Here is a 13,862-nt window from a genome sequence, read left to right as displayed (position 1 = left end):
ATAAATCTAAGGAAATACAATGGAAATAAATTTTGCTTCGCAAAATGAAATACGGTTTCAGTGAAATACTTAGTCATAGATAAACCCTATTTCCAATGTTTTCTACCTTTGCTTCGCAAAAAAACCAATTCCATGCAATCCATCGCCGAAAAGAAAAAGTCCCAAAATATTGCCGAATACCTGATCTACATGTATCAAATGGAGGATTTGATCCGATCCTATCAGGGCAACATGGATGAAATCAAGCATTACGTGATCTCACATTATCCGGTTTCGGAGGCAGAAAAACAAGAGATCACACGATGGTTTGAAGGTCTTTTAGAACAAATGAAAACCGAGGGAATTCTCGAAAAAGGACATCTCGGCGAATTGAACAGAATCGTAGAAAATCTACTTCATCTTCACTATGAGCTCCTGAAGACGGACAAAAACCACTTCGAAACTTACAATAAAGCCAAACCTTTTATCCTATACGCAATCCTGGCTGCAGATGGGGAAAATCCAGGAAATGAAATCCAAATCTGTTTGAATGGCGTGTACGGATTACTCCTTTGCCGCTTGCTGGGCAAAAAGGTAGACAAGCAGCAACTCACTGCAGCGGAAGCATTTGGGGCCGTATTGAGTCTGTTGAATTTCAATTACCAACAGCGGATTTTTATGTCGCCAACTAAGTGATTGAAAAATTGAAAGGTTGAAAAATTTGGAGATTTATCGCCTAATTCTTGTGTAAATTGGGGGGAAATGAAGTTCTCTGCCATGGCATTTTATCAAGAAGAAATTTCCAAGCTTTTTTCAGAATTTAATTCCCAAAAAGAGGGAATATCCCCTTCAGAGGCTCAAAAAAGACTACAGAAATATGGTCCTAACGCCCTCCAGGAAAAGAAGAAAAAGCCGGTTTGGCTTCTTTTTCTAGGTCAGTTCAAAGACTTTATGATTTTGATACTTGCTGCTGCCGCAGTGATTTCGGGAATTGTAGGAGACCTGACGGATACTCTCATTATCCTGGTCATTATTGTCCTCAATGCGATTTTGGGATTTGTCCAAGAGTATCGTGCTGAAAAGGCGATGGAATCCCTGAAAAAACTGACCGAAACTCAAACTACTGTGATTCGGAAAGGGGAACCCGTCCCGATCCCCTCCCATGAACTCGTGCCGGGAGATGTGGTCTTGCTGGAAGCCGGAAATATGATACCTGCGGATATCCGTCTTTTCGAGACTTTCTCGCTGAAAGTAGACGAATCCTCGCTCACGGGAGAATCCGTCCCCATCGACAAAGTCTCAGATCCCATCTCCAAAGCTGATCTTTCTCCCGGTGATCAGCTCAACATGGCTTTCAAAGGTACCCTCATCACCAATGGCAGAGCGCTTGGATTGGTAGTTGGCACAGGCATGAATACTGAGATCGGAAAGATTGCGGACTTGCTGCAAGAGGACTCCCCAGTAACCCCCCTGCAGCAGCGGATGAAGCAGTTTGGGAAAATCATTTCCTATATCATTCTGGTCATCTGCGGCCTGTTGTTTCTCGGAGGAATTGCCCGAGGGGAAAATATATTTCAGGTTTTGTTGCTTTCTGTCACTCTGGCTGTAGCTGCGATTCCAGAGGCATTACCTGCTTTGATCACCATTGCCCTTTCCCTTGGCGCAGGAAGATTGGCCAAAAAGAAAGCCTTGATCCGCAAGTTGCCGGCAGTGGAAAGCCTGGGTTCGGTCTCCTACATCTGCACGGATAAGACCGGGACCCTGACTCAAAATAAAATGTCTGTGGTCAATCTTGAATCAGACCATCACCTTAATATTTCTCCCAGATTTTCCAACCTTCAGCTCGCGATGGGCTTAAGCCACGATGTGCATTTGGACAAAAAAGGACAGCCCAAAGGGGAAGCTACCGAATTGGCATTGGTAGAGCGTCTGCTGAAGGAAATTTCCCTGGACCAATTCAAGGAAATGACTCAGGAATTTCCAAGAATTGGAGAAATTCCGTTCGACTCAACCCGAAAGCGAATGAGTACCTTACACCAATTGGGAGACCAGGTTTTGGTCCTATGCAAAGGTGCCTCTGAATCCATTTCGAGCATTCTTCAGAATGAAGAAACCGCCAAACAACTTATCCTCTCTTCCGAAGCGTGGGCAAAAAAAGGAGAACGAGTCCTCGCTTTCGCAGGAAAACTGATCCCAAATCTTCCAATGGAAACGGACTTGAACAATTTGGAAATGGACTTGGAGTATTTCGGCAAAGTCGGCATGATCGATCCTCCACGGGAAGAAGTGAAAGTTTCAATCAAAGAATGTAAAACTGCCGGGATCAAACCTGTGATGATCACCGGAGACCACCCTGCCACGGCCAGGGCTATTGCCGCTGAAGTCGGTATTTGGAAGGCTGATGACCTTGTCCTGACAGGAGCAGAACTGGCCAACCTCAGTGATGAAGCTTTTGCAAATCAAGTGGAAAAAGTGAGTGTTTATGCCCGGGTGGCCCCCGAACAAAAACTCCGGATTGTGCAGGCTTTGCAGCAAAAAGGGCACTATGCTGCCATGACCGGAGATGGAGTGAATGATGCGCCTTCGTTAAAAGCAGCGAATATCGGCATAGCGATGGGAATTACCGGGACTGATGTCAGCAAGGAAGCCTCACACATGATTTTGCTGGATGATAACTTCTCCACGATCGTCAAAGCAGTAAAAGAGGGTCGGAGGATCTATGATAATATTCGAAAATTCATCAAGTACATCCTGACCTGCAATACCGCAGAAATTTGGGTCGTCGGAATTGCTCCGTTTTTAGGATTTGCAAACCCACTTTTACCCATTCATATTCTCTGGATCAATTTGGTCACCGATGGAATTCCTGCCTTGGCCTTGGCAGGAGAAAAACCCGAACTTGACCTAATGAAACGACCTCCAAGACCTCCAAAACAAAGTCTTTTTGCAGAGGGTGTCGGTTACCATATCATTTGGGTAGGTATCCTGATGGCCGCAGTCACACTATTCACTCAGTATTGGGCAACGCAAAATGGATGGCATTGGCAGACCTTGGTGTTTTCGGTGTTGGCCTTTTCCCAACTTGGACATGTGATGGCCGTGAGAAGTGACCGAACGTTTCTTTTCCGGCAGGGACTTTTGAGTAATTATCCACTTTTGCTTGCCGTCGGCGGAACTCTTGTCCTGCAACTGGGGGTGATTTACCTTCCATTTATGAATGAAATCTTCCATACCGAACCACTGAATCTGAAAGAATTACTCTTTTGTGGGGGAATGGGCTTGATCGTTTTCCATGCTGTGGAGTTGGAAAAGTGGGTAAGAATCAGGTTTATCAACTAGCATCAAAACTTCTTTATCATTCAGGATTTCTCATTTAAAGTCCAATATTTCGAAGAAATGAATGCTTGAAAAAGTTGAATGCATCCATTTCCAAGGACATTCATACTTTCACAGACCTCGTAATTCGTAAATCTTATCTCGAAGTTAACAATCCCTTTGAACGCTTAGTTAAAAATTTTATTAGAACTCAAACTTTGCGTTACCCAAATGAGGAGAATTTTTCAGTATCAAATCAATTCATACGACAAGTTTCACCTGCTTTGGGAAAGTCCAAAAGCCAGTAAACTGATCAGCAATATTGTTGTCATTACGTTTTTGATCGGACTATTGGTCGCTCTCCTCTCTCATTTCGATCTGTTGCCATCGGGTATGCAAATCAATATATTCTTTTCTATCGAATTGGCTTTTAACGTCTTGTTGATTTTTGAGGCGATGAGTTTGATTTTTCTCTTTCCGAATTCCGTAGCAGACTCGGTGGGTAAACAGTTTGAAATTATTTCACTGATTTTACTTAGGGATGCATTCAAGGAGTTTGGACATTATTTAGATGATCTGGAATGGAACAAGGATTTTCTGGTTGAAATGATTCCCATCATATCAGATGCCTTTGGGGCAATTTTAGTATTCCTGATCACAGGCCTTTTTTACAGGGCTCAACGGCATTTTCGGATCACCCGAAACTATGAAGAGCAATCAGGCTTCATCAAAATCAAGAAACTCCTATCCATTTACCTGGTGTTTTTCTTCGTGGTTATTGGTCTTTACGACCTGTTTATGGCCTATGAAAGCCAAACCTTCAACTCCAGTGTCAAGCTTTTTTACAACCTCTTGATTTTCACAGATGTATTCATTTTGCTGTATTCCCTGCGTTACACCACCAAATATTTTAACCTTTTTCGTTATTCCTCCTTTGCATTGGCTACAATTTTCCTGCGTCTGACTTTATCTGCACCTGCCTATTACAATGTACTCTTGGCCGTCATCGCAGGCTTGATGGTATTGCTAGTCACATACATTTATAATTACTTGCTGACGAAAACGGAATCTTCCAAAGAGCTAAAGACTGTCTCCACTACAGAATGAATTTTCCTCTTGACGAAATAGTCCTGCTTCTCGTCATAATAACTAGTTGACCTTATCTTAATTTTTCTATTTTTCCGATTCAATCCATCTGAATTTTTGAAAAACGAATTCATGAAGCTCAGTTCCGAATCAGAAAACATCCAGGAAAAATTACCCCGTAAACTAGGCCTTTGGGGGATCTGGATGCTGGTGGTCAACGGACTGATCGGAGCCGGGATTTTCGGACTTCCAAGCGGGGCGGCTGCATTGGCAGGAGAATACAGTATTCTGATTTATGTATTTTGTGCGTTGCTGATTCTGCCTGTGATTTTATGTTTTGCTGAGCTGGGAAGTTATTTCCGGGGAACTGGCGGCCCCGTGAGATATGGAACGCTGGCATTTGGGTCTTTTATCGGCTTTCAGGGGGGGTGGTTGTATTACCTGGCACGCTTGATTTCCTTTTCCGCCAATACGGTTTTACTCACCGATAGCATTGCCTATTTCCTGCCCGTAGCCGGTGAATCTGCCGGAAGGTTGCTATCCATTGCTTTGACTTGCTTGCTTTTGAGCCTGATCAATGTGTTGGGATCTGTAGAATCGATCCGCTCGATGACTGTGTTTACCCTTATCAAGTTTACAGTTTTGATTTTGCTTCCTCTGGGTGGATTTATCCTGTTAGGAGCAGAGGTAATTCCGAGTTTTGACTCTTCCATTCCACCTTTTTCAGATTTGGGAAGTGCGGCTTTGTTATTGATTTATGCATTTGTAGGCTTCGAAGGGGCTGTAGTTCCTGCAGGTGAAGCCAAACGTCCCGAGCGGGATATGCCTTTGGGCTTGCTCCTGGGTCTTGCGGTAGTGGCGGTACTTTATATGCTGATTCAATTGGTGACTCAGGCTGCTGTGCCCAATTTAGCGGATTCCAAAACACCCCTTTTGGATGCTTCTGCATCACTTTTTGGAAATGCGGGAGCTGTGATCCTGATGATCGGTGTGGCGGCCTCGGTGATTGCGAATTTGCTGGGATCGATGTTTTCATCTACCCGTTTGACCTACGCGCTTTCCTTGGAAAAATCCCTTCCAAAGTGGTTTGGTGAAGTTCATCCCAAGTTCCTCACACCTGCTAATTCGGTGATTTTCTTTGGAGTTTCGGCTTTTTTGCTATCCGCATTTGGATCATTCACCGTATTGGCAGCGATGACTGTTTTATCCAGACTATTTCTCTACATCATGAGCTGTGCAGCGATTCCGAGGCTCCGCTCCCAGTTTATTGGAGAGGGCCGATTTATTCTTAAAGGAGGTTACACAGTCCCAATTTTAGGGATTTTGGCTTGTATTTGGCTGATGTTGCAAGTCAGTGAGCGCTCAATCTGGATGACCGCTTTGTTTATCGCGCTGGGTTCGGGATTGTATTGGCTGGGGAAAAAAGGGAGCGGTTGATTGCGGATTTGGGATTCCAGATGTCGGATGGTGTAGTTCGGATTTGAGATTTAGGTCAAAGGACACTTCGAAATACAGTATTCGATACTCGGAGTTCAAAATTTCCAAAATTCAATAACCCCTTCAACTATGAAAAAATATCAAAAAACGAATAAAGAACGCTGAATTATGAATTCTGGCCTATTCAGAACAAGCATTTGTCGTTCTAACTAATCTCCTAACTCGTCATTCGTAAAACCTAACTTTCAAAATCCTTACTTTTACCAGATGTCCTTCTCCAATCTTGCCATACGCACCGTCATTTTCAGCATCATTACCAATGCTGTTTTGGCGGCGAGCAAGTTTCTGGCAGGGATTTTTGGTAATTCCTATGCACTGATTGCTGATGGGATTGAGTCAACAGTGGATATTTTCGCTTCATTTTTAGTACTCCTAGGTTTGAAATATGCAGAGCGCCCAGCAGACGAAAATCACCCCTACGGACATGGCAAGGCCGAACCTTTAATCACTTTTGTCGTGGTCGTTTTTCTGATTATTTCGGCCTTTACTATCGCTTGGCAGGCGATCAAAAATATTCAAACTCCGCATGCACTACCTGCATCTTGGACTTTGTATGTCTTAGGAGGAATTATTTTATGGAAAGAAATCTCCTACCAGATCGTCATGAGCCGAAGCAAGAAGCTCAAAAGCTCCTCCTTAAAAGCAGAAGCTTGGCATCACCGGGCAGATGCCATCACCTCGGTCGCCGCATTTATCGGAATTTCCGTTGCCATCTTTGGAGGGGAAGGATTTGAAGTTGCAGACGATTATGCTGCCTTGGTGGCTTGTGGATTTATCCTTTACAACTGCTACGGAATATTCAGACCTGCACTGAGCGAGGTGATGGATGAAAACAACTTCAGCGAACTCACACAAGAGATCCGGGAAATTTCACAAAAAGTCGAGGGAATCGAAGGCACAGAAAAGTGCTTTGTCCGAAAAGCCGGTATGACCTATCACGTTGATTTACACGCACATGTCAGAGGGGACTTGACCGTGACGGAAGGTCATGACATTGCACATAAACTGAAGGATACCCTTCGAAAGGAAATCCCCGAATTGGGCAATGTCTTAATCCATATTGAGCCGAGTTGATTATCGGTTTATTGGGAAAGATCTCACAGGAAGAAAACAAAAAAGAGCTAAAGGAATCTCCCTTAGCTCTTTTTTTAGTAATCATTTCGCCAAATCCTTAAGCCGTCTCCAGTGTCCTTTTGGACTTGCGATACAGGTGATCGCTGAGAATATTGCGTCTGGCAAAACGATAGGCATTGTCAGCATTAAGAAACTTGGTGTAGATATTCTTAGACACTCCAAAATACTCATAGGTATTCCCATCCAAAAAGGTGATCTCAAGCACCTGATTTTTATAATGGAAATCTCCGATACCCGATTGGGTGATCGTCTTGGTATATTCCTCGAGATTGGCTTCAGCAGTTTCCGGAGCGATGCTCACCAAAAAATGGTACCCATCGATGATTTTTGTACTTTTCTCTTCAGCTTCCTTGGCTTTTTCGTCGCCTGCTTGGAATTTATCCGGATGCCATTCCTTAACGAGTGTTCGGTAGGTGGTTTTCAGTTGCTTCAGGTCAATCGGACCTTCAACGTTAAAAAGTTTCTTGTATTCGTTAATCCGCTTCATTGATGCTCTTTAAAATTTTCGCAAAGGTAGGAATATATCGGGAGATGGATTGAAATTCTGAATGGAGGATTAACGGCAGTGAATTGATGGGCTGGATTCGATCATTTTAGCTTTATCATTTTAAAATTCAAGAGTTAAGCCAATGAATCGATTGTTTGGCCTAAAAATCAAACCTTCATTGAAATATTTCTCCCTTCAATAAATCGACCAGCGCAGCCCTAACTTACTGTTTTGGCTCCCTCCTACTCCACACCGTCGCCAAGATCGATCCGGTAATATTTTGCATTGGACCAAATACTGCCGGAGCTAATCCAACGGTGGCGATTTTGCCCAAAAGATTCGCAAGTCCTGAGGCCAAGCCTGCATTCTGCATCCCTACTTCAATGGCCAATGTTCGGGAATCCTGCTCATTCATTCCCGTAAGTCTCGAAAACCAATAACCCACTCCATAACCCATCACATTGTGAATCATCACCAGAAGAATCAGCAGTGGACCGATTTCCAGCAAACTGTCACGCCCCGCAGCGGTGATGACCAAGATGATCAGCGCGATTCCCAGCATGGAAATCAAGGGCAATAATTTCTCGATGTACTTGATGTTTTGACCCAAAAGCCGATGCACAATCAATCCCGCACCGACAGGCAACAGGATAATTTTGAAAATATCCCACATCATCTTTACCAAGTCGATCTCAATAAATTGACCTGCCAACAACTTCATCAAAAGCGGGGTCATTAGCGGCGCAAGCAAAGTGGTGATCGAAGTCAAGGTGACGGAAAGCGCCACATTGGCTTTGGCCAAAAATGCCATCACATTGGATGCAGTTCCACTCGGGGAGCAACCTACAAGAATAATCCCAGCGGCAATTTCCGGCTCCAAACCACTGAGTTTTGCCAACACAAATCCGATCAAGGGCATGATGGAAAACTGAGCGATTACCCCGATTCCGACCGATTTTGGGCTTTTAACCACTGCTGCAAAATCCTTCAAACTCAGTGTCGCCCCCATCCCAAACATGATCAACTGGATCAAGGGAGTGATCAGATTGGAAAACTTATAACCCTCGTATTCCTGAAAATAGCTTGGAAAAAACATTCCCAAGGCCACCATCCCAAAAATCACAATCGGAAAACTGTAGCCCTTCAGACTTTCTACTTTTTGGAAATAGAGGCTGAGCAGTAAAAGGAAAGCAACAGTTAATACGCCCGTCAGGGTATGTAATTGGCTGGAAATCGAATATATCAAGGCTATGGATAGCAAGACAGCTAAGATTTGAAAAGCTTTGGTGAGGGATTTCAATATAAAACGAGTTGTGAGTGGAAAATGGAACTTAAAGGCAATCTCTACCTAAACATGTCAAGAAGAAATCGAAATGGGTTTAGCTATAAAGTCGATTATGGGAACGCTTTTCATTCCATTCATCTGTGGGCGCAAAATAGCTAGAATCAGACTTATGCAGGTGTTCTTTGACCACCTCCTCGTTGATTTCTATTCCCAAACCCGGCGCGGTCAGAGGCACCGGCGCATAGCCTTTATCGATCATTTTGCCCCCACCCACCAAATTAAACATGGACTCCCACCAAGGAATATTCACTGAGTGATGTTCTAAGGACAGGAAGTTTCGTGTAGCGGCTGGACAATGGACGCTCGCCATAAATGAAACCAGTGTTCTTGCCTGATGCATGACCTTGATGGGCTTATCAAAGTCGGGACGAAGTGGCATAAATTGGGCCGTCACCACCTGCCCAGTCATGGTAGAATCCGGCCACATGATCTGCCAGTCCCCTTCGTATTGGTTCTTGTATCCTTTGGTTTGCAGGACTCCCCAAGCCTCTTCGATAGAAATGTTTTTCAGTCTTTCCAAAATGGTATCTGACACTTTTGGTCTTCCATCGGGGAATCGTTCACATTTCCATTCCGAGGTAAGTTGTCGAATCACATCAGGCGGCATGCCCTCCTGCTGGGAGTAAGCCGTAGTGCAGTTTAGGATCAAAGCAAGGATGAAAATTCCTGCGAAATAAGTATCAAATCTAGCGGTCATTAGGTTGGACTTAGCTTATTCAAAAAAGGGAACTCCGGGTACGGCATGCTTTTTCATCCCTTCTTCATTGATTTCTACACCTATTCCAGGCTTCTCCGACAGGGTGATGAAGCTGTTTTCGGTTCTTGGTCCATCGTAAGTCACGATATCTTGCCAGAGCGGCTGGGTGTCCATGTAGATCTGCCATTCCATAATCTGGAAATTAGGCACAGAAGCACAGACATGGCAGGCGGCCATGGCTCCAAGAAATGAAGCAACCATGTGGGGAGAGAACGGCACATAGTAGAGATTTGCCAGATTGGCAATCCGCTGCGCTTCTCCTAATCCTCCGGCTTTTTGAACATCAGGCATGATGATATCTATGGCACTTTCTGAGAGAAGCCGGGTAAAGCCATAGGCTAAATAGATATTTTCTCCGGCACAGATAGGCGTGGAAGTTTCCTGCGTGATTCTTTTATAGACATCGATATTGTCAGCCGGTACGGGCTCTTCCAGCCACATGAGATTGAGGTCCTCGTACATTTTGGCCATTTTGATCCCGGTGATCGCATCGTATCGCCCGTGCATATCGACGCATATGTCGATGTTGGGACCCACCTCCTGCCTCACCGCAGCGATGGCATTGTACATCCGGTCGATTTCCATGGGACTTGCTGTCCAGTTGAACCGGTCGTATTTGTTTGGATCCCTGCCGTCATCTACATCGAATTTGACTGCATTGTAGCCTCGATCTACTGCCCCTCTTGCGGCTGTGGCATAATCATCGGGCGTCGGATTGGTCGAAGTATAAAGGGCGGTATCACAATACACGCGGATTTTGTCCCGGAATTTTCCTCCCAAAAGCTGGTAAACAGGTATTCCAAACACTTTTCCGGTCAGATCCCAAAGGGCGGTTTCAATTGCTGTCAGGACCGCGACATATACGCCGCTTTGCGCTCCACCGAAAAAAGCCCCTTTTCGCAACTGTTCAGCAATTCGATTCGGGTTGAGTGGATTTTGACCTTTGATCTGATCACCCATTCGTTTGACTAGGTAGTAGGTTCCCTGGATAGCGTCTACCGCTTCTCCACAACCCCATACTTCCTGATTGGTGTAAATTTTGACATAAAGGGCTCCGCGGACGTAGCCACATTTGAGATCTGTGATTTTCAGATCTGAGGGGTTGGAGGCGGAAGGCGTCCGTTCCACCGCTGCTTCCAAACCCTGACCAAACGTACCAAAGACTCCCGCTCCGAGCAATCCGGCACTTTTTGAAAAAAAAGATCTTCTACCGATACTGTTGTTTTTTGAATTCATTTTGGGTTTCTAAAATAGGTTACCAAGTTCGATTTTTGAGAAATTCCTGAATTTGAGCTTTGGGCACCGGCAGCTGATCGATACGTTCATTGAGCCATTGCGAAAAATCCCGCTCAATGTCGTCCGCCCATCTCATATCGATCTGCCCTGCAGTGTATTTTCCTTCCCGGATTCGCTCATGACCAAACATATCCCTCAGCCTGACGATCTCGGAAGTGATGACCACTTTCTCTGCCAGATGAGCCGGAATAAATGATACTCCCCCATCCCGACCCAAGACAACATCCCCTGCCATCACGGTAGCTTGCTTGATCCGCGTGGGATGGTTGATTCCTACGAGCATGGTATTAAGATTGCCTTGCTGGTTGTGATGGGAAGGATGATAGGAAGAGAAATAGGAAGTAAATCCCGGTAACTCTTTCAATCCTGCGATATCGCGAATAGCTCCGTGATATACGATTCCATTCCCGGTTTTGGCATAGATGGCATTGCCTACATTGTCCCCGATGGTCGGTCCGTTGACATGGATTCCAAACTGGTCTGCGACGTAGACATCTCGTTTGATCAGGACATCTACAGGCCAGGAGTTTTGGCCTTTTTTCCCTTCCGCCTTTCCTCGGGCATCGATTGCATCATGGATATCTGGTCTGCCGGGAATGAAGGTAGCTGTGACGGCCCTTCCGATCAGAATGCTGTCCGGATTGATGATTTGCCATCCATCAGCATATTGATAGAAATACCCGGCGTTTTTCATCACTGCCCAGGCTTCATCATGGGTAACGAGATGCATGCGGTCGAGTATTTCGTCCGGTACCTTTGGTCTGCCATCTTCAAATCGCTCCCCTTTCCACTCCTGGGTGAGGAAAATCAACTCTTCTTTGCTGATCTGCTGGGAAATGACGACTTGGTATCCCAAAAAAAGCGACAGGAAGGTCAGAAAGGCTTTTTTCATAGATAGGTATCTTGTATTTATTAATTATTCCGTTGAATAGTTTCTTTGGACACAAATGGAATAAATCTGGATTCTGGTGAAACAGGAATTTCTGGATAGGCTTTTCAGCATTTGAAAGAGGCTCTTGAATTGGAAGTTGGTTCAAACCAAAAATAGAGAAAATGGGATCTTGCCAATTAAGAAATTTAGTTGGGATCCACTTGAGAAAAGGTACAATTATGACGAATCTCAATTTCGGCTTTATTCCTAAAATCAAAAAATCAGCTATCCATAATTCATGTGAATAGGAGCTGGAGAATCTTTGTAGATTTTCCGGGAACATAAAAACTGGGTTAGGTTTGGGCTTTTGTCACTAAGCAAAATTCCTCCATAGGAATGAATGAACAATGATTAGCTAATAAAAGGTAGTTCTCATTCGATTAAATATCAAATGATTGGAATGTTTTTTTGGAAAAAATGGAAAAGGGTCGGGAGATTAAAAAGTTGAAACCTTTTGAAGATAATGTCTCACCCAGTTTGATCGGTTTTTTAAATAAGAGATTTTTTTGGCCTTTTTATGTCTGTTAGTGCAAAAAATGCACAAATAGACTTCTTTGACACTGCTTATTTTTACAATTGCCTAACAAAAAGCCCTAACAAAAATCGTTTTTGTCGAATTCTTAAAAAATTTAAGGGTTTCAAGTTTTACCAGATTAAGTTTTTGGTTCAATTTCCACCTTTTATAGGTTTTAGTTGGAAGTTTTTTACCAAACTAAAAATTGACGTTGATCTTTTTTTAAAAATGATTATCCAATCAGCTCAAAGCACTGCATCGCAATTTCCAATTCCTCATTGGTAGGAATGACCAAAACCTTGACCGGAGAATCGGATGAATGGATCTCGTGTAGGCTTTTTTGGTGTATTTCGTTTTTTGATTCATTCAATCGGATACCCAGGAAATCCATATCCTGACAGACGAGCTTTCGGGTCAACCTATCATTCTCTCCCACTCCCGCTGTGAAGACAAGAACATCCAGCCCGTTCATCGCAGCGGCAAAGGCCCCAATGTATTTCCTGATCCGATAGGCGTACATCGCATAGGCAAGAATTGCCGTTTTGTCACCTTCATCATATAGTTTTCGGATATCCCGCATATCGCTGAAACCTGTCAAACCCAGCATTCCGCTTTTCTTATTGAGGATGGTATTCACCTCATCCAGTGAATAGCCAAGTTGATTCACCAGATGAAATATCACCGATTGATCCAAATCTCCGGCACGGGTTCCCATGATCAGGCCATTCATTGGTCCCAATCCCATGCTGGAATCCATGCATTTCCCATCTTTGATCGCTGCCATACTACAACCATTGCCCAAATGAACGGTGATGATTTTGGAATCGGCTTTTCCAAGATAATCAATTGCCTGCTCCGAAACGTACTTATGACTCGTCCCATGAAAACCATAGGCCCGGATGCCATGTTTTTCATAGAATTCATTGGGAATTGCCATTCGATAAGCCACCTCAGGCATGGTCTGATGAAATGCCGTGTCAAAGACAGCGACCTGATTGGCATTGGTGAAAATGGTCTCGGCAACCTCTATCCCAAGGTAATTGGCGGGATTGTGAAGGGGGGCCAATGGAAAAAGCTCCTTGATTTTTGCTTTGGCTTCCTTAGTGATCAATTGGGTTTTGGAAAATTGCTCCCCACCATGCACGACTCGATGCCCTACAATATGAACCTGATCGGGATTGGAGATGACTCCCACTTTGGGATCGGTCAATAATTCCGCTACGGCGTTCAAGCCTGATGCATGATCCGGAATCCGTTTGGTCTCGGTTAGACTGACTTCACCGGAAGGTAAGAATGCCTTGTATTCAATTTTGGCGCCTTCCAAACCTATCCGATCTACCATTCCGACACAAATCACTTTTGCCTCCGGCATGGAAATGAGTTGGTATTTGATCGAGCTGGAGCCGGAGTTGATGACGAAGATGTTCATGGAAGATTGGAAGTTGGGAAGTTGGGAAGTTGGGAAGTTGTAATTAGAAATTGAGTTATTGAGAAATGTTCAATGATCAATCATCAAACTCA

Annotated in this window: 11 protein-coding genes; 5 read left to right on the top strand and 6 right to left on the bottom strand. The window is 44.2% G+C overall.

Going from position 1 to position 13,862, the window contains the following annotated elements:
• The first annotated feature begins 132 nt into the window (after window positions 1–132).
• From C4S61_RS01515 to C4S61_RS01495, 5 genes are all read left to right on the top strand, one after another.
• Entirely contained in the window at window positions 133–675 is a 543-nt protein-coding gene (locus tag C4S61_RS01515) for a DUF4924 family protein (RefSeq protein ID WP_103923015.1), read from the top strand.
• Between the two features lie 66 nt (window positions 676–741).
• Window positions 742–3,318: a cation-translocating P-type ATPase gene (locus C4S61_RS01510; protein WP_235009723.1), complete on the top strand. Its 2,577-nt coding sequence runs from the start codon at window positions 742–744 to the stop codon at window positions 3,316–3,318.
• Between the two features lie 207 nt (window positions 3,319–3,525).
• On the top strand, window positions 3,526–4,401 hold the full coding sequence (locus C4S61_RS01505) for a hypothetical protein (RefSeq protein ID WP_103923014.1): 876 nt from the start codon (window positions 3,526–3,528) through the stop codon (window positions 4,399–4,401).
• 111 nt (window positions 4,402–4,512) lie between these two features.
• A complete protein-coding gene (locus C4S61_RS01500; protein ID WP_103923013.1) occupies window positions 4,513–5,817 on the top strand; it encodes an APC family permease in 1,305 nt (434 codons plus the stop codon).
• Window positions 5,818–6,084: 267 nt separating this feature from the next.
• Complete coding sequence (locus tag C4S61_RS01495; RefSeq protein WP_103923012.1) at window positions 6,085–6,951, top strand: cation diffusion facilitator family transporter; 867 nt, start codon at window positions 6,085–6,087, stop codon at window positions 6,949–6,951.
• Between the two features lie 97 nt (window positions 6,952–7,048).
• On the opposite strand, the gene C4S61_RS01490 is transcribed toward C4S61_RS01495, so the two are convergent.
• The 6 genes from C4S61_RS01490 to C4S61_RS01465 form a co-directional block, all read right to left on the bottom strand.
• The gene (locus tag C4S61_RS01490) at window positions 7,049–7,498 is read right to left on the bottom strand and encodes a KTSC domain-containing protein (protein WP_103923011.1); all 450 of its coding nucleotides are present in this window, start codon (window positions 7,496–7,498) and stop codon (window positions 7,049–7,051) included.
• Window positions 7,499–7,721: 223 nt separating this feature from the next.
• A complete protein-coding gene (locus C4S61_RS01485; RefSeq protein ID WP_103923010.1) occupies window positions 7,722–8,798 on the bottom strand; it encodes a bile acid:sodium symporter family protein in 1,077 nt (358 codons plus the stop codon).
• Between the two features lie 79 nt (window positions 8,799–8,877).
• Window positions 8,878–9,540: an enolase C-terminal domain-like protein gene (locus C4S61_RS22200; RefSeq protein ID WP_235009722.1), complete on the bottom strand. Its 663-nt coding sequence runs from the start codon at window positions 9,538–9,540 to the stop codon at window positions 8,878–8,880.
• A 15-nt stretch (window positions 9,541–9,555) separates the two neighbouring features.
• On the bottom strand, window positions 9,556–10,836 hold the full coding sequence (locus C4S61_RS01475) for a mandelate racemase/muconate lactonizing enzyme family protein (protein ID WP_103923009.1): 1,281 nt from the start codon (window positions 10,834–10,836) through the stop codon (window positions 9,556–9,558).
• A gap of 19 nt (window positions 10,837–10,855) precedes the next feature.
• A complete protein-coding gene (locus C4S61_RS01470; protein WP_103923008.1) occupies window positions 10,856–11,788 on the bottom strand; it encodes an RraA family protein in 933 nt (310 codons plus the stop codon).
• A gap of 785 nt (window positions 11,789–12,573) precedes the next feature.
• On the bottom strand, window positions 12,574–13,770 hold the full coding sequence (locus C4S61_RS01465) for an acetate/propionate family kinase (protein WP_103923007.1): 1,197 nt from the start codon (window positions 13,768–13,770) through the stop codon (window positions 12,574–12,576).
• Window positions 13,771–13,862 lie beyond the last annotated feature (92 nt).

It is taken from the genome of Algoriphagus boritolerans DSM 17298 = JCM 18970, assembly GCF_900108085.1.
Classification (GTDB): domain Bacteria; phylum Bacteroidota; class Bacteroidia; order Cytophagales; family Cyclobacteriaceae; genus Algoriphagus; species Algoriphagus boritolerans.
Note: the sequence above shows the minus strand (reverse complement) of the source record. Positions and strands in the feature narration are given on the sequence as shown.

Bases quoted from the DNA above. Each gene is read 5' to 3' on its own strand.
- C4S61_RS01515 (WP_103923015.1), top strand. From the start codon at position 133: ATGCAATCCATCGCCGAAAAGAAAAAGTCCCAAAATATTGCCGAATAC.
- C4S61_RS01510 (WP_235009723.1), top strand. From the start codon at position 742: ATGAAGTTCTCTGCCATGGCATTTTATCAAGAAGAAATTTCCAAGCTT.
- C4S61_RS01505 (WP_103923014.1), top strand. From the start codon at position 3,526: ATGAGGAGAATTTTTCAGTATCAAATCAATTCATACGACAAGTTTCAC.
- C4S61_RS01500 (WP_103923013.1), top strand. From the start codon at position 4,513: ATGAAGCTCAGTTCCGAATCAGAAAACATCCAGGAAAAATTACCCCGT.
- C4S61_RS01495 (WP_103923012.1), top strand. From the start codon at position 6,085: ATGTCCTTCTCCAATCTTGCCATACGCACCGTCATTTTCAGCATCATT.
- C4S61_RS01490 (WP_103923011.1), bottom strand. From the start codon at position 7,498: ATGAAGCGGATTAACGAATACAAGAAACTTTTTAACGTTGAAGGTCCG.
- C4S61_RS22200 (WP_235009722.1), bottom strand. From the start codon at position 9,540: ATGACCGCTAGATTTGATACTTATTTCGCAGGAATTTTCATCCTTGCT.
- C4S61_RS01475 (WP_103923009.1), bottom strand. From the start codon at position 10,836: ATGAATTCAAAAAACAACAGTATCGGTAGAAGATCTTTTTTTTCAAAA.
- C4S61_RS01470 (WP_103923008.1), bottom strand. From the start codon at position 11,788: ATGAAAAAAGCCTTTCTGACCTTCCTGTCGCTTTTTTTGGGATACCAA.
- C4S61_RS01465 (WP_103923007.1), bottom strand. From the start codon at position 13,770: ATGAACATCTTCGTCATCAACTCCGGCTCCAGCTCGATCAAATACCAA.